The sequence below is a fragment of the Phenylobacterium sp. genome (genome assembly GCF_965284355.1).
GTDB lineage: Bacteria > Pseudomonadota > Alphaproteobacteria > Caulobacterales > Caulobacteraceae > Phenylobacterium.
Window position 1 is genome coordinate 2,113,503 of the sequence record NZ_OZ260078.1, and the last position, 20,900, is coordinate 2,134,402.

General features: G+C 68.8%; 21 protein-coding genes. 13 read left to right on the forward strand and 8 right to left on the reverse strand.

Annotated elements, in window-relative coordinates; all coding sequences use genetic code 11:
- Window positions 1–5 precede the first annotated feature (5 nt).
- Entirely contained in the window at window positions 6–731 is a 726-nt protein-coding gene (locus ACQ66R_RS10250; RefSeq protein ID WP_430421636.1) for a hypothetical protein, read from the forward strand.
- A 44-nt stretch (window positions 732–775) separates the two neighbouring features.
- Window positions 776–2,272 carry a CoA-acylating methylmalonate-semialdehyde dehydrogenase gene (locus ACQ66R_RS10255; RefSeq protein ID WP_430421638.1) on the forward strand — a complete coding sequence of 499 codons (1,497 nt, stop codon included), beginning with the start codon at window positions 776–778 and terminating at the stop codon, window positions 2,270–2,272.
- 15 nt (window positions 2,273–2,287) lie between these two features.
- Here ACQ66R_RS10255 and ACQ66R_RS10260 read toward each other — a convergent pair whose 3' ends face one another.
- Together ACQ66R_RS10260 and ACQ66R_RS10265 are read right to left on the reverse strand one after the other, a co-directional pair.
- Window positions 2,288–3,088 (reverse strand): arginase family protein, encoded by an 801-nt coding sequence (locus ACQ66R_RS10260; protein WP_430421640.1) that lies wholly within the window; start codon window positions 3,086–3,088, stop codon window positions 2,288–2,290.
- Complete coding sequence (locus tag ACQ66R_RS10265; protein ID WP_430421642.1) at window positions 3,085–3,984, reverse strand: TylF/MycF/NovP-related O-methyltransferase; 900 nt, start codon at window positions 3,982–3,984, stop codon at window positions 3,085–3,087. The genes ACQ66R_RS10260 and ACQ66R_RS10265 overlap by 4 nt, the downstream gene beginning before the upstream one ends.
- Before the next feature lie 126 nt (window positions 3,985–4,110).
- On the opposite strand from ACQ66R_RS10265, the gene zapE reads away from it, so the two are divergent.
- Window positions 4,111–5,232, forward strand: coding sequence for a cell division protein ZapE (gene zapE, locus ACQ66R_RS10270; protein ID WP_430421643.1), 1,122 nt, complete (start codon window positions 4,111–4,113; stop codon window positions 5,230–5,232).
- Window positions 5,232–5,924 carry a class I SAM-dependent DNA methyltransferase gene (locus tag ACQ66R_RS10275; RefSeq protein WP_430421645.1) on the forward strand — a complete coding sequence of 231 codons (693 nt, stop codon included), beginning with the start codon at window positions 5,232–5,234 and terminating at the stop codon, window positions 5,922–5,924. Before zapE ends, ACQ66R_RS10275 begins: the two co-directional genes overlap by 1 nt.
- Here ACQ66R_RS10275 and ACQ66R_RS10280 read toward each other — a convergent pair.
- Window positions 5,914–6,795, reverse strand: coding sequence for a LysR substrate-binding domain-containing protein (locus ACQ66R_RS10280; protein WP_430421647.1), 882 nt, complete (start codon window positions 6,793–6,795; stop codon window positions 5,914–5,916). The two genes, ACQ66R_RS10275 and ACQ66R_RS10280, sit on opposite strands and share 11 nt — an antisense overlap.
- A gap of 168 nt (window positions 6,796–6,963) precedes the next feature.
- Here ACQ66R_RS10280 and sdhC point away from each other — a divergent pair, with 168 nt between their 5' ends.
- Genes sdhC through ACQ66R_RS10305 form a run of 5 tightly spaced genes read left to right on the forward strand, consistent with a single transcriptional unit; the run spans window position 6,964 to window position 11,294 of the window.
- Window positions 6,964–7,371 carry a succinate dehydrogenase, cytochrome b556 subunit gene (gene sdhC / locus ACQ66R_RS10285; RefSeq protein ID WP_430421649.1) on the forward strand — a complete coding sequence of 136 codons (408 nt, stop codon included), beginning with the start codon at window positions 6,964–6,966 and terminating at the stop codon, window positions 7,369–7,371.
- A complete protein-coding gene (gene sdhD / locus ACQ66R_RS10290) occupies window positions 7,371–7,754 on the forward strand; it encodes a succinate dehydrogenase, hydrophobic membrane anchor protein (RefSeq protein ID WP_293362459.1) in 384 nt (127 codons plus the stop codon). Before sdhC ends, sdhD begins: the two co-directional genes overlap by 1 nt.
- A gap of 3 nt (window positions 7,755–7,757) precedes the next feature.
- On the forward strand, window positions 7,758–9,545 hold the full coding sequence (gene sdhA / locus ACQ66R_RS10295) for a succinate dehydrogenase flavoprotein subunit (protein WP_430421652.1): 1,788 nt from the start codon (window positions 7,758–7,760) through the stop codon (window positions 9,543–9,545).
- A gap of 16 nt (window positions 9,546–9,561) precedes the next feature.
- Window positions 9,562–10,347, forward strand: a complete 786-nt coding sequence (locus tag ACQ66R_RS10300) for a succinate dehydrogenase iron-sulfur subunit (RefSeq protein WP_430421654.1) — start codon at window positions 9,562–9,564, stop codon at window positions 10,345–10,347.
- A complete protein-coding gene (locus ACQ66R_RS10305; protein WP_430421656.1) occupies window positions 10,347–11,294 on the forward strand; it encodes a tetratricopeptide repeat protein in 948 nt (315 codons plus the stop codon). Before ACQ66R_RS10300 ends, ACQ66R_RS10305 begins: the two co-directional genes overlap by 1 nt.
- Before the next feature lie 42 nt (window positions 11,295–11,336).
- On the opposite strand, the gene ACQ66R_RS10310 is transcribed toward ACQ66R_RS10305, so the two are convergent.
- The 3 genes from ACQ66R_RS10310 to ACQ66R_RS10320 form a co-directional block, all read right to left on the reverse strand.
- Complete coding sequence (locus tag ACQ66R_RS10310; protein WP_430421658.1) at window positions 11,337–12,017, reverse strand: PEPxxWA-CTERM sorting domain-containing protein; 681 nt, start codon at window positions 12,015–12,017, stop codon at window positions 11,337–11,339.
- A 125-nt stretch (window positions 12,018–12,142) separates the two neighbouring features.
- Window positions 12,143–12,724, reverse strand: a complete 582-nt coding sequence (locus tag ACQ66R_RS10315; RefSeq protein WP_430421660.1) for a TetR/AcrR family transcriptional regulator — start codon at window positions 12,722–12,724, stop codon at window positions 12,143–12,145.
- A 153-nt stretch (window positions 12,725–12,877) separates the two neighbouring features.
- Window positions 12,878–14,152 (reverse strand): cytochrome P450, encoded by a 1,275-nt coding sequence (locus ACQ66R_RS10320; RefSeq protein WP_430421662.1) that lies wholly within the window; start codon window positions 14,150–14,152, stop codon window positions 12,878–12,880.
- A 336-nt stretch (window positions 14,153–14,488) separates the two neighbouring features.
- Here ACQ66R_RS10320 and ACQ66R_RS10325 point away from each other — a divergent pair, with 336 nt between their 5' ends.
- Together ACQ66R_RS10325 and ACQ66R_RS10330 are read left to right on the forward strand one after the other, a co-directional pair.
- On the forward strand, window positions 14,489–15,721 hold the full coding sequence (locus ACQ66R_RS10325; protein ID WP_430421664.1) for an NAD(P)/FAD-dependent oxidoreductase: 1,233 nt from the start codon (window positions 14,489–14,491) through the stop codon (window positions 15,719–15,721).
- Window positions 15,722–15,762: 41 nt separating this feature from the next.
- Window positions 15,763–16,083 (forward strand): 2Fe-2S iron-sulfur cluster-binding protein, encoded by a 321-nt coding sequence (locus ACQ66R_RS10330; protein ID WP_430421666.1) that lies wholly within the window; start codon window positions 15,763–15,765, stop codon window positions 16,081–16,083.
- A 180-nt stretch (window positions 16,084–16,263) separates the two neighbouring features.
- On the opposite strand, the gene ACQ66R_RS10335 is transcribed toward ACQ66R_RS10330, so the two are convergent.
- Window positions 16,264–17,523 carry a cytochrome P450 gene (locus tag ACQ66R_RS10335; protein ID WP_430421668.1) on the reverse strand — a complete coding sequence of 420 codons (1,260 nt, stop codon included), beginning with the start codon at window positions 17,521–17,523 and terminating at the stop codon, window positions 16,264–16,266.
- A 104-nt stretch (window positions 17,524–17,627) separates the two neighbouring features.
- Here ACQ66R_RS10335 and ACQ66R_RS10340 point away from each other — a divergent pair, with 104 nt between their 5' ends.
- On the forward strand, window positions 17,628–18,233 hold the full coding sequence (locus ACQ66R_RS10340; RefSeq protein ID WP_430421669.1) for an NUDIX hydrolase: 606 nt from the start codon (window positions 17,628–17,630) through the stop codon (window positions 18,231–18,233).
- Window positions 18,234–18,236: 3 nt separating this feature from the next.
- Here ACQ66R_RS10340 and ACQ66R_RS10345 read toward each other — a convergent pair whose 3' ends face one another.
- Entirely contained in the window at window positions 18,237–19,478 is a 1,242-nt protein-coding gene (locus ACQ66R_RS10345; protein WP_430421671.1) for an LLM class flavin-dependent oxidoreductase, read from the reverse strand.
- 140 nt (window positions 19,479–19,618) lie between these two features.
- Between ACQ66R_RS10345 and ACQ66R_RS10350 the strand changes: the two genes are divergently transcribed.
- The gene (locus tag ACQ66R_RS10350; protein WP_430421673.1) at window positions 19,619–20,887 is read left to right on the forward strand and encodes an MFS transporter; all 1,269 of its coding nucleotides are present in this window, start codon (window positions 19,619–19,621) and stop codon (window positions 20,885–20,887) included.
- Window positions 20,888–20,900: the final 13 nt, after the last annotated feature.

The following is a 20,900-nucleotide window of genomic DNA, read 5'->3' on the forward strand; positions in this document are numbered from 1 at the left end:
CGTCATTGGACCGCACGCGCCTGATCTACGGCCTGGGGGCGATCGGCCTGGGCGTCCTGGGCCTGGTCGTTGGGGACTTCGCCCTGCAGTGGCAGCCCGTGCCGAAGGACCTCCCCGCCCGCGAGACCCTGGCCCGCATCAGCGCCGGCCTACTGATCATCGGCGGGCTGGCGACGATCTGGTCGCGAACGGCGGCCTGGGGCGCGCTGGCGCTGGGCGGCATGTACAGCGTCTGGGTCGTCGCCCTGCACCTGCCCAACGCCCTCAGCGTTCGGCCCAACGACATCGCCTCGTGGAACGCCGTGGCCGAGCTCTCCGCGCTGGCGCTGGGCGGCCTCGTGGGCTGGGGCGCCGTCCACCGGCCGGCCTGGGCCGAGATGGGCCGCCGGCTCTTCGGTCTGTGCCCGGTGATCTTCGGCCTGGCCCACTTCGGCTACGCCGAGTTCACCGCCGGGATGATCCCCGCATGGCTGCCCGCGTCCTTGGCCTTGGCCTACATGACCGGGGCCTGTCACATGGCGGGCGGCCTCTCCCTGATCGCGGGCGTGGTCCCGCGGCTGGCCGCGAGGCTGCTGGCGGCGATGTGCGGCGCCTTCGCACTCGTCCTGCACCTGCCCCGCGTCATCGCCGCGCCCGGGGAGCGGATCGAGTGGACCATGATGTTCATCGCCGTCTCGCTCTGCGGCGCGGCCTGGATCGTCAGCGCCACGGTTCAGGATCGCCGGGGCTAGAAGACCCCTAGGCTCGCTCCGCCAGCCAGCCTAAAACGCGGCTCATGCGAGAGATCACCCATTTCATCGACGGCGCGGCGTTCGCAGGCGCTTCCGGTCGCTACGGCGACGTGTTCAACCCCAACACCGGCGAGGTGCAGGCCCGGGTGCAGCTGGCGACCGTCGCCGAAGTGGACCGCGCGGTGCAGTCGGCCGTCCGGGCCCAGCAGACCTGGGCGCTGGTGAACCCGCAGCGCCGCGCGCGGGTGATGTTCGAGTTCAAGCGCCTGGTTGAGCGCGACATGGATCATCTCGCCGAGATCCTGTCGTCCGAGCACGGCAAGGTCATCGCCGACTCGAAGGGCGACATTCAGCGCGGCCTGGAGGTTATCGAGTTCGCCTGCGGCATCCCGCATGCGCTGAAGGGCGAGTACACCGAGGGCGCGGGCCCCGGGATCGACGTCTATTCGATGCGCCAGCCCCTGGGCGTAGCGGCGGGCATCACCCCTTTCAACTTCCCGGCGATGATCCCGATGTGGATGTTCGGCATCGCCATCGCGGTGGGCAACACGTTCATCCTGAAGCCCAGCGAGAAGGATCCCACGGTTCCGGTGAAGCTGGCCGAGCTGATGATGGAAGCGGGCGCCCCGTCGGGCGTGCTGAACGTCATCCACGGCGATAAGACTGCCGTCGATGCGATCCTTGATCATCCCGACATCAAGGCCGTCAGCTTCGTCGGCAGCTCGGATATCGCCCACTATGTCTACTCGCGCGGCACGGCCAACGCGAAGCGCGTCCAGGCCATGGGCGGGGCCAAGAACCACGGCCTGATCCTGCCCGACGCCGACCTGGAGCAGGCGACCAAGGACATCATCGGCGCCGCCTACGGCTCGGCCGGGGAGCGCTGCATGGCGCTGCCCGTCGTGGTGCCGGTGGGCAAGAAGACGGCCGATGAAGTGCGTGAGCGCGTGCTGGCGGAACTGGACACGCTGAAGGTCGGTCTCTCCACCGACGCCGCGGCGCAATATGGCCCGGTCGTGAGCCAGGCCCACAAGCAGAAGATCAGCGACTACATCCAGCTGGGCGTCGACGAAGGCGCCGAGCTGGTGGTCGACGGCCGCGGCTTCCAGCTGCAGGGCTACGAGCAGGGCTTCTTCATGGGGCCCAGCCTGTTCGACCAGGTGAAGCCCACGATGAAGACCTACCAGGAGGAGATCTTCGGTCCCGTCCTGCAGATCGTCCGGGCCGAGACCTTCGAGGAGGCGCTCGCGCTGCCCTCCAACCATCAGTACGGGAACGGCGTCGCGATCTTCACCCGCAACGGCCGGGCCGCCCGCGAATTCGCGGCGCGGGTCAACGTCGGCATGGTGGGCATCAACGTGCCGATCCCCGTGCCCGTCGCCTACCACACCTTCGGCGGCTGGAAGCGCAGCGCCTTCGGCGACGCGAACCAGCACGGCATGGAGGGCGTGCGGTTCTACACAAAGGTCAAGACCATCACCGCCCGCTGGCCTGAAGGCTCTGTCGAGGATTCGGCGTTCGTCATCCCGACGATGAAATGAGCCGCGCCCTCCCCATCAAGGGAGGGAATCGGCGCTGATCCGCGCGGCGAGCTCCTTCAGGAGCTTGGCCGCCAGGGTCGCGGTCATGTCGTTCACGTCGCGGGTCGGGTTCAGCTCCACGATATCGCCGCCGATCACCGGGCCGGGGGTTTCCCAGATCACGCGCAGCACCTCGCGCGTCGTGAGCCCGCCGGGCTCATGGTGCGACACGCCGGGCGCGTAGGCCGGGTCCAGGCCGTCAAGGTCGATGGAGATGTAGGTCGGCCCCGTCGGCAGCGACCCCATGCCCGCCGCGTGCGTCTCGGGCGAGAACACGTTCACCCCGAACCGCTTCGCCTGGGCGACGAGATGGGCGTTCGGCGTACGGATCCCCAACTGGGTCAGTCCCGCCGCCAGCCCGCGCTCCATGATCCGCGCGAACGGCGAGGCGTGGCTGAGCGGGTCGCCCTCGAAGTCGTCATAGAGGTCGGAGTGGGCGTCGATGTGCACGATCTGCGGCGGCGCAAGTCCCGCCGCGGCCATCCCGGCCAGCACCGGGTAGGTCACCGCGTGGTCGCCCCCCAGCACCACGGCCGGGCCAGCCCGGAACGCCGCGGCCACCGCCTCCACCATGCGGTCGAAGTCGCCATCGTCTTCCCGCAGCGAGGCGTCGCCCAGGTCAGCCAACACGGAATCCATCTCTGCGCCGTTGGTGGCGGTCAGGTGCGCGTGGGGCGAATGCAGCGCAGCGCGTACCACGGCTGGCGCGGCCGCCGCCCCCCGGAGGAACGACGAGTGGCGGTCGGTCGGTAAACCCAGGAGCCCGACGCGGCTCATGGCTTCACGAAAACGCCCTGCCCGGTGGGCATGGGCAGGATGTGCAGGCCCCGCTGGGCGAACCAGGCCTTCTCGACGTCGTGCTGGGCGCGCGACACCTCCCAGCAGTAGTCGTCGAACAGGATCACGCCCCCCGACGGGATGCGGTCGAACACCAGATCAAGCGCTGCGATCTCGGCGGCGGAGTTGTTGAGGTCCATGTGGAGGAACGCGATCTGATCGGGCAGCGCGTCGGCCTGCAGCACATCGGGCACCCGACCCTTGATCACCTTGATGTTCGGATAGGCGGCGAACCGGGCCTGCACTTCTTCGAAGCTGAACGTGCCCTCGTAGGCTCGCGTATTGCTGTCGCGCCAGTTGGGGTCCAGCTGGTCCTCGGGAATGCCCTCGAAGGTGTCGTAAAGCCACCATGTCCGCGGCATGGCCTGGAACTCCAGATAGTCGGCGAGGAACAGGGTGGTGTGCCCTCGGAACACACCCAGCTCCATGAAATCTCCCGGGACCTTGGCCACCTGCTGGACCGCCCATAGCGCCGTCTGAAGGTTCCAGTGCCAGTTGGGGATCGGCAGCAGGTTCTCGTGCCGCGCCGCCGTCTGCATGAATCTTACGTCTTCCAGGAACGGCAGGATCTTCATCCACGTCGCCATGCCGTCCGAAACGAAGGCCGACGTCTGGAAAGACTTCAGCGCGTCCATCAGGTCCAGCAACACGTTGGTGCGCAAGGTCGGGCTTGCGACGATGCCCCGGCGGACGCGGATGTCGAGCCGCGCCGGCACCGTCTGCAGCGCCGAACGAAGCAGCTGGTGGGCGCGGGCGTGCGAGCCGCGGCGCGCCAGGGCCTCGGCGATGGCCACGGTCTCTCCGACGGTCAGGTCGTCCAGAATCGTCTGCGGCAAGCTGCGATCTCCTTTGTGGCGCCGGACCGCCCAAGGCGTGCTCGGTAGCAGGGCGCGCATCGGTTGGCGACCGGCCCAGACTCCCGTTCCTTGCGCCCGGGCCTCGACGCAGATAGGCCGGGCGCCATGGCCTCCGCCCTCCAAGCTGCCTACGACGCGCGTGTCCGCGACGGCCTGATCCGGCCCGACCCCGCGCAGGCCGCCGCGCTTCTGCCGCTGATCCGCCTGGAGCTGGATTTGGCCGAGGACGAACCCGAAGGCGGCATCCTGGCCCTGCTGCGCCGACGCCACTACGAGCCCCCCCGCGGGGTCTACCTCATCGGGCCCGTCGGTCGCGGCAAGTCGATGCTGATGGACCTGTTCTACGAGACGGCTACCGGCTTCAAGAAGCGTCGCACCCACTTCCACGTCTTCATGGGCGAGGTGCACCGGCTGATCGACGCCTGGCGCAAGGGCGACCGCGACGCGCGCAAGAAGCGGTTCGGCCAGTTCAAGGGCGACGATCCGATCCCGCCGGTCGCGGACGTGATCGCGAGCGAGGCGCGGCTGCTCTGCTTCGACGAGTTCCAGGTCACCGACATCGCCGACGCCATGATCCTGGGGCGGCTGTTCGAGGCCCTGTTCGGCCACGGCGTGGTGCTGGTCGCCACCTCCAACCGGCTGCCTGACGACCTCTATCAGAACGGCATCAACCGCCAGCTCTTCCTGCCCTTCATCGAGCTCCTGAAGCAGAAGGCCGAGGTCGTGGTGATCGCCGGCCCGCACGACTATCGCCTCGACCGCCTGCGGGCGGCGGGGACCTGGTTCTCGCCGCCGGATCCGGACAACCGCCGGTCCTTCGACGCGCTCTGGAAGGAGATGCTGGGGCCAGAGGCCGAGGACGGCGAGACCATCGAAGTGCTGGGCCGCAAGCTCAGCTTCCCGCGCGCCGCCGGCGGCCTGCTGCGCGCCACGTTCGACGACCTGTGCAAGGCGGCCCTGGGCCCCAACGACTACATCGCCATCGCCCAGCGCTTCCACACCGTCTTCCTGGAGGGCCTGCCCAAACTGTCGCCGGCCCAGCGGCAGGAAGCGCGACGCCTGGTGATCCTGATCGACGCCCTCTATGAGGCCCGGACCCGGCTGATCGTATTCGCCGACGCCGAACCCACGAAGCTCTACCCCGAAGGCGACGGCGCCTTCGAGTTCGAGCGCACCGCCTCGCGCCTCCAGGAAATGCGCTCCGCCAGCTGGCTCGAGGAACGCTGATGGTCGACTTCGCCCGCTTTGACGCCCGCCACTATCCTACCCTCGGGGTCCGGGAGGGCTACGCCGCCTGGGCGCCGACCTATGAGGACACCGTCGTGGACCTCATGGACCTGCGCCTGCTGGAACGGCTGCAGATTCAGTGGCGCGCGGCGGGCCGGGTCCTGGACCTGGCATGCGGCACGGGCCGGATCGGCGCCTGGCTGCGCGCCAAGGGCGTTCAGCGGATCGATGGCGTGGATCTGACGCCGCAGATGCTGGCCCAGGCCCGGGACAAGGGCGTCTACGAGGGCCTGACCGTCGGCGACATCACCGACACCGGCATCCCCTCGGACCGCTACAACCTCATCACCCAGTCGCTGGCCGACGAGCATCTGAACGACCTGGGCCCCCTTTACGCCGAGGCCTTCCGCCTCGCGCGACCCGGGGGCGGCTTCGTGCTGGTGGGCTACCACCCATGGTTCCTGATGAGCGGCATCCCCACGCATTTCGACCGCGCGCCGGGCGAGCCGGTGGCGATCGAAAGCCACGTCCATCTCTTCTCCGACCACGTCCGCGCCGCGCTCGGCGCCGGATGGCGCCTGGCCACCCTGGAGGAAGGCGTCATAGACGACGCCTGGGTCGCGCGGAAAGCCAAGTGGGACCAATATCGCGACCGTCCGGTCAGCTTCGCCTTCGTCTGGCTCAAGCCCTGAGGCTCTCCACCAGCTCGCGGGCATAGGGCCGCAGCTCGGCCTCGGCCCGCACAACGATCGTCAGTTCCCGCAGCGCCCAGTCGTCAGCCAGATCGATCACCGCCAGCGACATGGTCCTGGCCGCCCGCCCGGCGGTGGTCTGCGGCACCACGCCCACCCCGACGCCCGCCTCCACCAGCCGGCACACCGCATCGAAGCTTCGCAGTTGCACCCGCGCCTTCAGCGGCCGGCCCTCGCGCGCCGCCTTGCTGACCAGGAACCGCTGCAGCGAACTGGATCGCTCCAGGCCTACGACGTCGTACTCCAGCACCTCGGCGAAACTGACCCGGTCGCGCGCGGCCAGGGGATGGCCCGGCGCCGCCACCACCACGAACCGGTCGGAGCGGAACGGGTAGGTCTGCAGGGCGCCCACATCGACCGTACCGGCCACGATGCCGACGTCGCCGACGCCCTCGGCGATCAGGCCCACGATCTCGTCCGAAAGCCGCTCCTCCAGGTCGACGCTCATGTGCGGGTGGGCGGCCAGGAACGAGCTCAGCGCCTCCGGCAGGAACTCGGTGAGCGCGTTGGTGTTGGCCAGCAGCTTCACCTCGCCCGACAGGCCGCCGGCGAAGGCCGAGAGTTCCTCGCGCATCCGCGCCGCCTGGCTCAGCATGTTACGGGCGTGCTTCAGCAGCATCCGCCCCGCGGCGGTCGGCGTCACGCCCTGGCGCGAGCGGATCAGCAACGCGGCGCCCAGGGTCGCCTCCATGTTGCGGATCCGGGTCGAGGCGGCGGCCAGCGCCAGGGCGCTCTTCTCGGCGCCGGCCGTGATAGAGCCTTCGTCCACCACGTCGCAGAACAGCCTAAGGTCAGTGAGATCGAAGCGCATTCCTTCGCCTTTCGCGAAGGATCCCTAACGCAACGACGCATTGCGCCGAAGCGAAATTCCGGGAAATTCCAGACTATGGCGGGTCATCCGCGCGCGCCGCGGCGCGTTGACACACCTGAAGCGACGCCTAAAACCGACAGGGCTGAGGGCATTGGGGGCCTGTTACACATGACATCCGTTCCACGCGGTCCGGCCGACCGGCCCATGTCGCCGCATCTGCAGATATGGCGCTGGCACGTCACCATGCTGACGTCGATCCTGCACCGGGTGACCGGGGTGGGCATCTACATCGGCGGGCTGATCGTCGCCGTCTGGGCGATCTCGCTGGCCAGCGGACCTGAGGCCTACGGGACCTTCAAAGCGCTGCTGGGGTCGCCGCTGGGCAAGCTGGTGATGTTCGGGATGAGCGCCTCGGCGTTCTACCACCTGGGCAACGGCGTCCGGCACCTGATCTGGGACCTGGGCTACGGCCTCGACAAGGAACAGGCCAACAGCTCGGCCTTCGTGGTCTTCGGCTTCGCCATCGCCGCCACCCTCGCGGTCTGGGGCATCGCCTACATGACGGGAGCGCTCTGATGTCGTTCCGCACGCCGCTTTCCACCGCCCGCGGCCTGGGATCCGCCAAGCACGGCGTCGGCCACTGGCTTTCCGAGCGCGTCGCCGCCGTGGCGCTGGTCCCGCTGGTGATCTGGGGCGCCTTCGCCGTGATCCGGCTGGCCGCGCTCGACTACTACGGCGCCGTCGCCTGGATCAGCGAGCCGGTCAACGCGACCCTGATGATCCTCACCATCGCGGTGTCGTTCATGCACATGCAGTCGGGCCTGCGCGTGGTCATCGAGGACTACGTCTACACCCACCTGAACAAGGCGGCCTGCCTGCTGGCCAACCTGTTCATCTGCGGCCTCTTCGGAGCGCTCGCGGTCTTTTCCATCCTCAAGGTCGCGCTGGGGGGCGCCTAACCCATGGCGACGTACGAATTCATCGATCACAAGTTCGACGTTGTGGTGGTCGGCGCGGGCGGCTCGGGCCTGCGGGCCGCGCTGGGCTGCGCGCAAGCCGGCCTCAAGACCGCCTGCATCACCAAGGTGTTCCCGACCCGCTCGCACACGGTTGCGGCTCAAGGGGGCATCTCGGCCTCCCTGGGCAACATGGGCGAGGATGACTGGCGCTGGCACATGTACGACACCGTCAAGGGGTCGGACTGGCTGGGCGACCAGGACGCCATCGAGTACCTGTGCCGCAACGCGCCGGCCGCCGTTTACGAGCTCGAGCACTGGGGCGTGCCGTTCAGCCGGACGGCCGACGGCAAGATCTACCAGCGCGCCTTCGGCGGCATGACCAAGAACTACGGCGAGGCCCCGATCCAGCGCACTTGCGCCGCGGCCGACCGCACCGGTCACGCCATGCTGCACACGATGTACGGCCAGTCCCTGGCCAACGACACCGAGTTCTTCATCGAGTACTTCGCCCTCGACCTGATCATGGACGAAGGCGTGTGCCGGGGCGTCACGGCGTGGAAGCTGGACGACGGCACCCTGCACCGCTTCCAGGCCCAGCTGGTGATCCTGGCCACCGGCGGCTACGGCCGCGCCTACTTCTCGGCGACCTCGGCGCACACCTGCACGGGCGACGGCGGCGGGATGACCCTGCGGGCGGGCCTGCCGCTGCAGGACATGGAGTTCGTGCAGTTCCACCCGACCGGCATCTACGGCTCGGGCTGCCTGATCACCGAAGGCGCCCGCGGTGAGGGCGGCTACCTGACCAACTCCGAGGGCGAGCGGTTCATGGAGCGCTATGCGCCGACCGTGAAGGACCTGGCGCCCCGCGACATGGTCAGCCGCGCCATGACCATGGAGATCCGCGAAGGCCGCGGCGTGGGCCCGAAGAAGGACCACATCTTCCTGCACCTCGACCACCTGGATCCCAAGATCCTGGCCGAGCGGCTGCCGGGGATTTCCGAGAGCGCCAAGATCTTCGCCGGCGTGGACGTGACCAAGGAGCCGATCCCGGTCTTGCCCACGGTGCACTACAACATGGGCGGCATTCCCACGAACTTCTACTCCGAGGTCGTGACCAAGGCGGGCAAGAATCCGGACCAGGTGGTGCCCGGCCTGATGGCCGTGGGCGAGGCGGCCTGCGTGTCGGTCCATGGCGCGAACCGCCTGGGCTCGAACAGCCTGATCGATCTGGTGGTGTTCGGCCGTTCGGCCGCGTTGCGGGCGGCCGATATCCTGAAGGCCGGCGCGACCCAGCCCGAGCTGAAGCCGGCGATGACCGACGGCCATCTGGCGCGGCTGGACAAGTTCCGCAACGCCTCGGGCGGCACGTCGACGGCGGCGCTGCGGCTCGAGATGCAGATGGCCATGCAGGAAGACGCCGCGGTCTATCGCACGTCCGACGCCCTGGCCTCGGGCGTGAAGCGGATGGCCGCGGTCAACGCCAAGCGGCCCGACCTGAAGGTCACCGACCGCTCGATGGTCTGGAACTCGGACCTCATGGAGACGCTGGAGCTGGACAACCTGATCGGCCAGGCGGTCGTGACGGTGACGGGCGCCCACAACCGCACCGAAAGCCGCGGCGCCCACGCGCACGAGGACTTCCCGGATCGCGACGACAAGACCTGGATGAAGCACACGCTCAGCTGGTTCGACGACGCCACGGGCAAGGTGAAGATCGATTATCGCCCGGTCCACGACTACACGATGACCAACGAGATCGCGCCGTTCCCGCCCAAGGCGCGGGTCTACTAGGAAGGGATGAAGACAGATGGTCCAGCTCACCCTTCCCAAGAACTCGAAGATCAAGCCGACGGGTAAGCACTACCCGGCCCCGGCCGGCGCTTCGAAGGTCAAGACCTTCAAGGTCTATCGGTACGATCCCGACAGCGGCGAGAACCCGCGCTGGGACACCTATGACGTCGACACCAGCCAGTGCGGCCCGATGGTGCTCGACATCCTCATCCACATCAAAAACAACATCGACCCGACGCTGACCTTCCGCCGCTCGTGCCGCGAAGGCATCTGCGGCTCGTGCGCCATGAACATCGACGGGCGCAACGCCCTGGCCTGCATCCAGGGCCACGAGGAGTGCTCGGGAAACAAGATCGCGATCAGCCCGCTGCCGCACATGCCGGTGGTGAAGGACCTCATCCCGGACCTGACGCTCTTCTACGCCCAGTACGCCTCTATCCAGCCCTGGCTGCAGACCGAGACGCCGCAGCCGCAGAAGGAATGGAAGCAGTCGCCGGAAGACCGCGAGAAGCTGGACGGCCTCTACGAGTGCATCCTCTGCGCCTGCTGCTCGACCAGCTGCCCCAGCTACTGGTGGAACCAGGAGAAGTACCTGGGCCCCGCCGCCCTGCTGCACGCCTACCGCTGGATCATCGACAGCCGCGACGAGCAGACGGGCGCGCGCCTGGACGAGCTGGAAGATCCCTTCAAGCTCTACCGCTGCCACACCATCATGAACTGCGCCCAGGTCTGCCCGAAGGGCCTGAACCCCGCCAAGGCCATCGCCGAGGTGAAGCTGATGCTGGCCGACCGCGTGGTCTGATGCGATCGGTCGTCGCGATCCTCGCCCTCTGGATCGGGATCGCGGCGCAACCGGCGGCGGCGCAGGCGGTGCTGATGCCAGGCGCGCCGCCCGTCAGCGCCGAAACCGCCGCCGCCTTCGAGGCCGGGCGGCGCGGCGACCCGTCGGCCTTGCTGCGTCTGGCGCAAGCGGGGCGAGACGACGCCCGCACCTACGCCGGCCTCTTGCTGGTCTTCAGCGGAGAATCTCCCGAGCAGAAGCGAAAAGGTTGCGCCTGGCTCGAGGCGGCTTCCGTCAGCCGAGCCGACGCCATGCACACGCTGGGTGAGGCCCATCAGAACGGGCTTTGTGGTCCCGTCGACTTCGGCAAGGCCATGGCGACGTTCCGCAAGGCCGGCGACATGGGCATGGCCAAGTCGCGATGCGCCGAGGGCAATCTGCTGATCGCATCCGGCGGAGACGCGGCCAAGGGTCTGGATCTCTGCCGGCAGGGCGCCGAGCTGGGTGACGCCGACGCGCAGACCGACCTCGGCGACCACTACCTGAGGGGACAAATCGTGCCCCGTGACGTGGTCGCGGCGCGCGGCTGGTACGAGAAGGCCGCGGCGGCCGGGCATCGGAACGCCAGCGTCTCGCTGGGCAAGATCTACTGGAACGGCGACGGCGTGGCGCGGGACACGGCCGCTGCGGCGCGCCTCTGGCGGGCTGCCTATGCCGCAGGCCGCACCGATGCGGCGATGCTCTTGGGCGACGAGGCCATGCAGCGCGCCGTCCGAAAGCTGGATGGCAATCGCGCGGCCCTGGTCGTGGCCGGCCAGGCGCAGCTGGACCAAGCGATCGTCGCCGAGGCGGTGGACTGGTACGAGAAGGCGCTGGCCGCCGCGCCCGCTGATGCGCGGCCCGAGATCGCAGAGCGCCTGAAGCGCGCCCGTCTGTTCAAGACGCCGGGCGCGCAGCCGAGCCGATAGGCGGGTCGACGCGGCAGGCAAGCCCGCCGCGTCGAGACCGGGTCAGGCGGCGGTCGGCGCCGAGCGACGGCGGCGCAGCATCGCGCCGGCAGAGCCGAAGCCCAGGATCATCAGCGCCCAGGTTCCCGGCTCAGGAACGACGGAGTCGGTCCCCCTGGCCGCCATGATCGCGTAGGAGCCGCCGAACTCGAACCGCTTGATCAGTTGGCCGCCGCCGTCGATCCCGCGGAAGGCGAAGGCGTCGGTCGCGCCGGGCGTCGCGATGGGCGCCAGATCGCCGATGTCATACTCGGCGATCAGCACGTCGGCCTCGTCGAAGGCCCGGATGATGACGGCCGCATACAGGGGCGTGCCATTACCGTCCGAAGTGGCGTAGTTGAAGCCGCCGCCGAACATGGCCACGGCGGTGTCGAACTCCAGGGTCACGAACGTGCTGTCCGTGTTCGTGCCGATAATGTCGGTGTTCTCGCTGACACCGTTGCCGTTGATACCGTAGCCGCCGATGCCCAGGACGGAACTGGGGCTCTGAGCGGAGTAGGTGATGCCGCCCGGCAGCGTCAGCGGACCGGCGGTGAAAGTGTAGTACTGGCCACTGTACACGCCGAGATCCAGGATCGGCCCCGTATAGCCCCCGCTGGACGTCAGAAGCGACGCGGCGCCGGCCGGCGCGGCTCCCATCAGCGAAACCGCGACCGCGATCGCGGCGAAACCCATCTTGCCCATTTTTCAATCCCCAGATCCGGTGACCCTAAGGCGAGCGTGCGGCGAACACGGTTACACGACAATAAGCTTCACCTCACAGGCGAAAACGGGCGGTCTGCCGAGCAATCGTCACCGCAAGCCGGAGGCTAGCTCCGGTTCGGCGGAAACAGCGCGCCAAGCCCGGTGATCACGTCCTCGATCAACTGCGGCTGTTCCGGTCGGGCGGCGGTGAGGCCGGCGGCGCCGTGGGCGGCGGCCCAGACGGCCAGGGTGATCTTGTCGATCGGGGCGCCGTCGCGGCCGAGGGCTGCGGCGACCTCCTCGACCACGTGATGCAGGCGGCCGAGCGCGGCGTCGCGCGCCTCGGCGACCACCGGCGCTTCGGCGATGTCGGGGTCGAACATCAGGGCGAACATCGCGGGCTCGGTGCGCGCGTACTCGAAATAGCCGATGGCCCAGGCGCGCAGGCGGCCGCCGTCCGCGGCCTCGCGGTCGGCCTTCTCGAGGTTTCGCCGCAGCTCACCGAACCCGAGCGCGGCCAGTTCGGCCAGCAGGGCGCGCTTGTTCTCGTAGTGGTGATACATCGAGGCGGGCGTGAACCCGGCGCGGGCCGCCAGGGCGCGCAGGTTCAGCTTCTTGAGACCGCCCTCCTCCAGCATCTCGCGCGCCTCGCGCAGGAGACGTCCGGGCAGGTCGCCCGCGTGGTATCGGCGTCCTTCGATGGTCACGTGCTGAGTGTAGGCGCGATCCCAGCGCCCCCTCCACCACTTCGTGGTCCCCCTCCCCCATTGGCACGGGGGAGGAACTGCGGATCGATGGCCCCAAGTTCCTCACCCGCTTGCGGGGGAGGTGGCAGCGAAGCTGACGGAGGGGGCGTTGGATCAGTTCCGGTAAGGGATCACCACCGGCAGGGTCTCGTAGCCCTTTACGAACACCGAGTGGGTGCGGAGGGGTTCGCGGACGAGGCGGATTTCGGGGAAGCGGGCGAGTATCTCTTCCCAGATGATCGTGAGCTGGAGCTCGGCCAGGCGATTGCCCACGCAGCGGTGGATGCCGAAGCCGAACGACAGGTGGTTGCGGGGCCGCTCACGCTCGATGTTGTAGCGGTTGGGGTCCTCGATCTGGGCCTCGTCGCGGTTGCCCGAGACGTACCACATCACGACCCGGTCGCCGGCCTTGATGGTCTTGCCGCCCAGCTCGACGTCGCGGGTCGCGGTGCGGGCCATGTGGGCCAGCGGGGTCTGCCAGCGGATGGTCTCGGAGACCATGTTCGGGATCAGCGACGGGTTGGCGCGCAACTTGTCGTACTGGTCCGGGTTCTTGTTCAGCGCATAGACGCTGCCCGAGATCGTGTTCCGGGTGGTGTCGTTGCCGCCGATGATCAGCAGCACAACGTTGGAGTGGTAGTCGGTCGCCGAGAGGTTTCGGGTGGCCTCGGCGTGGGCCATCATCGACACGAGGTCGAACTTCGGCGGCGCGTTCACCCGTTCGGCCCAAAGCTGGTCGAAGGCTGCGAAGCAGGCGTCGGCCTGTTCGCGCTTGTGCGCCCAGCTCTTCGCCGGTCCGAAGCCCGGCGCGTTGGTGAACATGTCGGACCAGAACGTCAGCTCGCGGCGCTTGGCCTGCGGGTAGTCGAAGAGGGTGGCGAGCGTCATCGCCGTCAGTTCCTTCGACACCAGGTCGACCCAGTCGAACTCCTGGCCGATCGGCAGGCTGTCGAGGATCTTGCCGGCCTCGGCGCGGATGATCGGCGCCATGGCCTGCAGGTTGTGAGGCGCCACGGCCGGGCTGACCGTCTTGCGCTGGATGTCGTGACCCGGCGGGTCCATGGCGATGAAGCTGTTGCCGCGCGGGCGCTTCTCGGACTCGGCCTTGGCCTCCAGCGACTGCAGCACGATGCCGTCGGCTGACGAGAACACCTCGTGATTGGTGTCCACGGCCATGATGTCCTGGTAGCGGGTGACCGACCAGAAGCCGTCGTACTCGTCGCCGCGGGGCGTCCAGTGGACGGGCGATTCCTTGCGCAGGCGCTCGAAGACCGGCCACATCGCGTCGTTGACGAAGAGGTCGGTCTGGGCCGGGTTCAGCGCCTCGATCGGCGTGGCCCACGCCTCGGCGGCGGCGGCTTCACGGAACTCGAGCGATCCGTCGTCCATGGCTGTTCCTCCCGGGCGCTGACGGCCCTTTGCGAACAGGACGCCTATCCAAACACCGTTCGGCAAGCCCTTGTGAGCGCTGGGGAGGCGCAGTGGCGCGTCAGCGCTCCAAGATTCAAGACCACGGAAACACAGAATACACGGAAGGAGCCCGGACCGGCCCGCGTGCCCTTCCGTGTTTTCCGTGTCTTCCGTGGTTCGAGATTCCTGCGCCTGCGGCGCGCTGGGCGTGCGCGATTGCCCTCCGTAGGGTCAGCGGGCAAAGAGAGGCGGTCGGTGGGTGACGTTTCGCCATTGAAGTTGACGCCAGTGTCACTTTTGGGCATCGGATAGGGTATGAGCGGGTCGGGCGGACATGTGGTGATCGTGGGCGCGGGTCATGCCGGTGGCACGGCGGCCGCGCTGCTGCGCCAGTACGGTTTCGAGGGCCCCATCACGATGGTGGGCGATGAGCCGATCCCGCCCTATCAGCGCCCACCGCTCAGCAAGGCCTGGCTCAAGGGCGAGGCCGACGCCGACTCGCTGGCCCTGAAGCCGTTGGAGTTCTACGCCGAGAACGGCATTGACTTCCGCCCCTCGGTCTCGGCCACGGCCATAGACCGGGCGGCCAAGACCGTGGCGCTGTCGGACGGCTCGACCCTGACCTATGAGCACCTGATCCTGGCCACCGGCGCGCGGGCCATCGCGCTGCCGATCCCGGGCGCCGACCTGAAGGGCATCCTGTTCCTGCGCACCGCGGCGCACGCCGAGGCGCTGAAGGCCACCGTGGGCCCGGGGAAGACGCTGGCCGTCGTGGGCGGCGGCTATATCGGTCTTGAGGTCGCCGCCTCGGGCCGCGCGCTGGGCGCCGAGGTGATCGTGCTGGAGCGCGAGGCGCGCATCCTGGCGCGCGTGGCCTGCGAGGCGCTGTCGGACTTCTTCACGGCCTATCACCAGAAGCATGGCGTCCGCTTTGAGCTGGGCGCCAGCGTGACGGCCTTCGAGGGCAAGAATGGCCATGTCACGGGCGTGAAGCTGGCCGACGGCCGCATCATCGCCTGCGACGCGGTCGTGGTCGGCGTGGGCGCGACCCCCAACGACGAACTGGCCAAGGACGCGGGCCTGGAATGCGCCCGCGGCGTCGTGGTCGACCTCGATGCGCGCAGCGTGACCGATACGGCGATCTTCGCCATCGGCGACGTGGCCCACCGGCCGATGCCGATCTACGATCGCATGTTCCGCATGGAGAGCGTGCCCAACGCGCTGGAGCAGGCCAAGCAGGTCGCGAGCGCCATCATGGGCCGGCCGCGCCCCGCGGGGGAATGCCCCTGGCAGTGGAGCGACCAATACGACCTGAAGCTCCAGATCGCAGGCTATGCCTTCGACGTCGATCAGGTGCTGATCCGCGGCGAGCCGGCCAGCGGCAAGTTCGCGGTCTTCCATCTGAAGGGCGACCAGGTCCAGTCGGTCGAGGCGATCAACGCCCCGCCCGAATTCATGATGGGGAAGCTGCTCATCCTCAACCGCAAGCCCGTGGACAAGGCGAAGCTTGCGGACCCTTCAATTTCCATGAAAGAGGTCACCGCCTAACGGAACGGCGGTAAGTCACTCTTCGATTCTCAGGGACGCCCATGGCCAAGATCACCTACGTCGAGCACAACGGAACCGAGCACGTCATCGACGTGAAGACCGGCCTTTCCGTCATGGAAGGCGCCGTGAAGAACAATGTGCCCGGCATCGACGCCGACTGCGGCGGCGCCTGCGCGTGCGCCACGTGCCACGTCTATGTGGACCAGGCCTGGCTGGACAAGACGGGCGACCGCTCGGCCATGGAAGACTCGATGCTCGACTTCGCCGAAGGCGTCGAGCCCAACAGCCGCCTGTCGTGCCAGATCAAGGTCACCGACGACCTGGACGGCCTGCGCGTGACGATGCCGGAGAGCCAGCACTAACGACCGGGTGTGGCGGTTTAGGTAACCGTCTCCCCTCACCCCTTGAACGTCATCCCCGGCCTTGTGCCGGGGATCCATGTTTCCGCCCCTCCGTCGCTCTGCGGCGAGCCGCGCCGCGCGGCCCGCTCCGACGGCCTCGCGGCTGAGCGATGAATCCCCGGCACAAGGCCGGGGCGCCCCCTACCCGTGGATCACCACCGGCAGGGTCTCGTAGCCCTTCACGAAGCTGGAGCGGACGCGGCGGGGCTCGCCCACCACCTCGATGTGGCGGAAGCGCTTGAGGATTTCTTCCCAGACGATCCTGAGCTGCAGCTCGGCCAGGCGGTTGCCGACGCAGCGGTGGATGCCGAAGCCGAATGACAGGTGCTGCCGCGGGCGCTCGCGGTCGATGAGCAGGACGTCGGGGTTGTCGATGACGCTGTCGTCGCGGTTGCCCGAGACGTACCACATGACCACCTTGTCGCCCTTCCGGATGGGCTGGCCGGCGATCTCGGTGTCTTCGCGGGCGGTGCGGCGCATGTGGGCCAGCGGCGTCTGCCAACGGATGATTTCGGGCACCATGTTGGGGATCAGGCCGGGGTTGGCCCGCAGCTTGTCGAACTCGCCCGGGAACTTGTTCAGGGCATAGAGGCCGCCGCTGATCGAGTTGCGGGTGGTGTCGTTGCCGCCGACGATCAGCAGGATGACGTTCCCGAGATACTCGTCGGGCGTCATGTTCCGGGTGGCCTCGGAGTGGGCCATCATCGAGACGAGGTCGCCCTTGGGCGGGGCGTTCACGCGCTCGTTCCAGAGGTCGTTGAAGTAGGCCAGGCACTTCATCAGCTCGTCCTGGCGTTCCTCCTCGGTCTCCACCAGGCCGCCCTTGATCGGCAGGGTGGTGGCGATGTCGGACCAGTGGGTCAGCTTGCGGCGATCCTCGAACGGGAAGTCGAACAGGGTGGCCAGCATCTGGGTGGTGAGCTCGATCGAGACGCGGTCGACCCAGTCGAAGGTCTCGCCCACCGGCAGTTCGTCGAGGATGCGGGCGGCGCGTTCGCGGATGATCGGCTCCATCAGCGCCAGGTTGGCGGGGGCCACGATCGGGCTGACCGTCTTGCGCTGAACGTCGTGCTTGGGCGGGTCCATGGCGATGAAGCTGGGGCGGCGCAGGTCGGGCCGCGCATCGCGGATGGTGATGCCGCCCAGGGCCGCCTCGGACGAGAACACCTGGTGGTTGGTGTCGACGGCCATGATGTCGTTGTAGCGCGTTACGGACCAGTACGGCCCAAACTCGCTATCCTTGCACCAGTGGACCGGCGCCTCCGCCCGCAGGCGCTCGAAGTAGGACCAGTGGCGGTCGGTGCGGAAGAGTTCGGGATCGCCGGGGTTCAGGTCTTCCAGCGGCAGCGCATAGGCCTCGGCCCGCGCCTGGTCCCGCAGCGTGTTTGCACCGTCCGCCATCGCCTGTTCCTCCTCGCGTTTTGGGCAGCATGGACCCAATGGCCGACTTCGCCAAACACGGTATGCGGTGCCCGACGCTGGGGAACCTGGGTTAGGCTGCGGGCATGGATGCGTTGCGGGTGCGGATCGAGACGAACCTGGCCGGGTTCGAACGGGTGGCGCTGGACCCCACGGGCCGCCGGCGCGCGGCCGTGGCCATCGTCCTGAACCCGACCGAGACCGGGCCGGCCTACCTCCTCACCCGCCGGGCGCTGCACATGCGCCGGGGCGCCGGCAACTACGCCCTGCCCGGCGGCAATGTGGATGCCGACGAGGACGCGATCGACGCGGCGCGTCGCGAGACCGAGGAGGAGGTGGGCGTGCGCCTGCCGCGCGAGGCGGCGCTGGGCCTGCTGGACGATTTCCTGACGCTGGGCGGGCACGTGGTGACCCCGGTGGTCTTCTGGACGCCCACGCCCGTGACGCTCACTCCCAATCCGCAGGAGGTGCATGCCGCCTGGTTCGTGCCGCTGAGCGACCTGGACCATCCGCGCGCGCCCAAGCGGGTGAAGAACCCGGCCGGCGGGCCGCCGCTCTTGCGGATGTATGCGCGCGGCGGCTGGGTGAACGCGCCCACCGCCGCGTGGCTGTGGCAGTTCCGCGAGGTCTGCCTGCACGGCCGCCCGTGCCGCACCGACGCCATCGGACAGCCCAGCTGGACGGCGCGGTAGAATCTAGCGCGCGCCCTCGTTGATCTGCGCTTTGGCGCGTGAGGCCGGAACGACGGGGATCTCGTGGTCTTGCAGCGGCGCCATCCAGCGCTTCCGGGCCATCGCGGCCTCCAGATAGGGCGCGAACTCGGCGGCCTTCCTGGCCTCTCGCTCGGCGGCCCCTGCCTTGAAGGCGGGCATCACCTCGGCGGCGAACAGCTCCAGCGACTCGCAGATGTGGTCGTGGCGGTTGCGGCCGGCCTGCTGCATGAAGATCACCTGGTCGACGCCCGCGGCCTGGAACCGCTCGATGTGCTGGCGGATGTCGTCCGGCGTGCCGATGCCGTTGGCGTTGTTCTGCGCGGCGCGTCGGGCCGCGATGATCTCCTCGTCGCTGGCGGCGCGGCTCTTCTGGAAGTCTGCGAAGAGCGCCGAGCGGCCGGGCAGCACGTCGTGGGCCACCAGGGCGTTCACCGCGTAGGAGAAGAACTCGAAGCCCTCCTGCCCCCTCCGGATCGCCTCGTCGCGGTCTTGGTGGACCGAGAAGTTCGACACCATGGCCAGGTTGGCGTTCACGGCATGGCCGATGGGCACACAGGCCTCGGACTTGATGATGCCATAGTAGATTTCGGCCCAGGTCCGGGCCTCATCGGGATCCAGGAACGAGAAGGCCAGGGCCCCGAGGCCGTTCTGCGCCGCCACCTTGATGGTGTCGCGGTTGGTGCAGGCCATCCACATCGGCGGGTGCGGCGTCTGCATCGGCTTGGGCAGCACGTTGCGGCAGGGGAATGAGAAGCCGCGGCCCTCGAAGCCGGGATAGGGCTCCATGACCATCATGTTGGCGATCTGCTCGGCCGCCTCCAGCGCCAGGGCCCGCTTCTCGCGCGCCGGAATGCCGAAGCCGCCCAGCTCCAGCCGGGTCGCCCCTTCGCCGATCCCGAACTCGAGGCGGCCGTGGCTGATGATGTCCAGCGTCGCCAGGCCCTCGGCCGTGCGGGCGGGGTGGTTGTAGTTGGGGATCACCTGGCGGATGCCGTGGCCCAGGCGGATATTCTTGGTCAGCGCAGCGCAGGCGGCGAGGAACACCTCAGGCGCTGAGGAGTGCGAGTATTCCTCCAGGAAGTGGTGCTCGACCTCCCAGGCGTAGTCGTAGCCCAGCCGGTCGGCCAGCTGCACCTGCTCCAGGGCGTCATGGAACAGCCGGGCCTCGTCGCCGGGGTTCCAGGGCTTGGGCAGCTGGTGCTCGTAGAAGATCCCGAAGCGCATGGTGTTCCCTCCTGCCGGCTGTTCCCGCCGATCGTGGCCGCCACCTTCGGGCCCGAACGACGAGGAAGGCAAGCGCCCCCCCTCCCCATCAAGGGAGGGAGGTTCACACCTGCCGCGACTCGGCGGCGTGATTCGCGGCCATGGCGCACCCCTATGCGGATTTGCTGAAGGACCGGGACGTCCGGGTCCTGTGGAGCGGCCTGTCGCTGTCGGCGGTGGGCAGCGAACTGTTCCGCGTGGGCGCGATCTGGCTGGCGGCCGAGATGGCGGGGGCCAACGCCTCGCTCATGGTGACGGCGCAGGCGGCGGCGATGCTGGCGGTCAGCCTGCTGGCCGGGCCGCTGATCGAGATGGTCCCGCGCCGGACGTTCCTGGTCGCGGGCGAGATCGTGTCGGCCGTGGGCGCCGGGCTCGTCGTGCTGGCCGGCCTGACCTGGGGCCTCAGCCTGCCCATGCTGGTGGCCTCGAGCGCGGCGTTGAGCGCCATCGGCGTAATGGCGCGGCCGGTGTTCCTGTCCAGCCTGCCGCGCGTGGCGCCCGCCAAGGTGCGCGAGGTCAACGGGCTGTTCGACTCCAGCGTCCGGATCGCCCAGGCGGCGGGGCCGTTCCTGGCGGCGCTGGCGCTGAAGTTGATGGCGCCGATCCACCTGCTATCGGTCAACGCAGTCACCTTCCTGGCCTCGGCCCTGGCCGTGGCGATGATGGGCCGCCGACTGGAGAGCGAGACGCGCGCGCCGGCCGCAGGTCCGGGCGTGCTGCGCCGGCTGGCGCGCGGCGTCCACGCGGCGAGCGCCTGCCCCGGCGTGTGGAGCGTGCTGATCGCCACCGGCGTGCGTGGCGGGGGCTATGCGCTGGGCTACACGGTGGCCGTGCCGCTGTTGTTCGTCCAGGGCGGCGTCGGCCTGCCCGGGCTGGCGATCGTGATGGGCGTGGGCGCGACGACCGAAATCGTCTCGACGCCGCTATTGGTTCTGACCCACCCGAAGCGCCCGCTGCGGCGGCTGTTCCAGGGCTATGTGATGATCGGAGCGAGCCTGACGGCGATGGGCGCGGTCGCCATCGCGCTCGCGGGCGCGCCCACGGTGTGGCTGGTGGCAGGCCTGGCGGCGGCCGCGGCGCTGGTGGGCGTGGGCAACAGCATCGCGACGCTGCAGATCACCACCTTCTTCGCCACCCGGCTCTCCAGCGACGACTACGCCGCGGTCCTGCGCCTGCGCATGGTGACGATCATCGGCTCGATGATGGCCGCCACCGCCGCCGGGCCCTGGATCCTGCGGGCGCTGGGGCCCGCCAACACCATCCTCGTCTGCGGCCTGGTCGCCACGATTGCCGGTCTGGCGGGCATGCTGGGCGGACCGTCCCGCCGATTGGGCCCAGGATTCGCCGAGCCCGTCCCGAAACCCCAATGACACGGCCCCAGGG

Excerpts from the sequence above, each read along its gene's own strand:
- ACQ66R_RS10320 (WP_430421662.1), bottom strand. The coding sequence starts at position 14,152 with ATGGACGACGGATCGCTCGAGTTCCGTGAAGCCGCCGCCGCCGAGGCG.
- ACQ66R_RS10340 (WP_430421669.1), top strand. The coding sequence starts at position 17,628 with ATGGATGCGTTGCGGGTGCGGATCGAGACGAACCTGGCCGGGTTCGAA.
- ACQ66R_RS10330 (WP_430421666.1), top strand. The coding sequence starts at position 15,763 with ATGGCCAAGATCACCTACGTCGAGCACAACGGAACCGAGCACGTCATC.
- ACQ66R_RS10255 (WP_430421638.1), top strand. The coding sequence starts at position 776 with ATGCGAGAGATCACCCATTTCATCGACGGCGCGGCGTTCGCAGGCGCT.
- ACQ66R_RS10335 (WP_430421668.1), bottom strand. The coding sequence starts at position 17,523 with ATGGCGGACGGTGCAAACACGCTGCGGGACCAGGCGCGGGCCGAGGCC.
- zapE (WP_430421643.1), top strand. The coding sequence starts at position 4,111 with ATGGCCTCCGCCCTCCAAGCTGCCTACGACGCGCGTGTCCGCGACGGC.
- ACQ66R_RS10310 (WP_430421658.1), bottom strand. The coding sequence starts at position 12,017 with ATGGGCAAGATGGGTTTCGCCGCGATCGCGGTCGCGGTTTCGCTGATG.
- ACQ66R_RS10275 (WP_430421645.1), top strand. The coding sequence starts at position 5,232 with ATGGTCGACTTCGCCCGCTTTGACGCCCGCCACTATCCTACCCTCGGG.
- ACQ66R_RS10325 (WP_430421664.1), top strand. The coding sequence starts at position 14,489 with ATGAGCGGGTCGGGCGGACATGTGGTGATCGTGGGCGCGGGTCATGCC.
- sdhD (WP_293362459.1), top strand. The coding sequence starts at position 7,371 with ATGTCGTTCCGCACGCCGCTTTCCACCGCCCGCGGCCTGGGATCCGCC.
- sdhA (WP_430421652.1), top strand. The coding sequence starts at position 7,758 with ATGGCGACGTACGAATTCATCGATCACAAGTTCGACGTTGTGGTGGTC.
- ACQ66R_RS10305 (WP_430421656.1), top strand. The coding sequence starts at position 10,347 with ATGCGATCGGTCGTCGCGATCCTCGCCCTCTGGATCGGGATCGCGGCG.
- ACQ66R_RS10300 (WP_430421654.1), top strand. The coding sequence starts at position 9,562 with ATGGTCCAGCTCACCCTTCCCAAGAACTCGAAGATCAAGCCGACGGGT.
- sdhC (WP_430421649.1), top strand. The coding sequence starts at position 6,964 with ATGACATCCGTTCCACGCGGTCCGGCCGACCGGCCCATGTCGCCGCAT.
- ACQ66R_RS10260 (WP_430421640.1), bottom strand. The coding sequence starts at position 3,088 with ATGAGCCGCGTCGGGCTCCTGGGTTTACCGACCGACCGCCACTCGTCG.
- ACQ66R_RS10280 (WP_430421647.1), bottom strand. The coding sequence starts at position 6,795 with ATGCGCTTCGATCTCACTGACCTTAGGCTGTTCTGCGACGTGGTGGAC.
- ACQ66R_RS10345 (WP_430421671.1), bottom strand. The coding sequence starts at position 19,478 with ATGCGCTTCGGGATCTTCTACGAGCACCAGCTGCCCAAGCCCTGGAAC.
- ACQ66R_RS10350 (WP_430421673.1), top strand. The coding sequence starts at position 19,619 with ATGGCGCACCCCTATGCGGATTTGCTGAAGGACCGGGACGTCCGGGTC.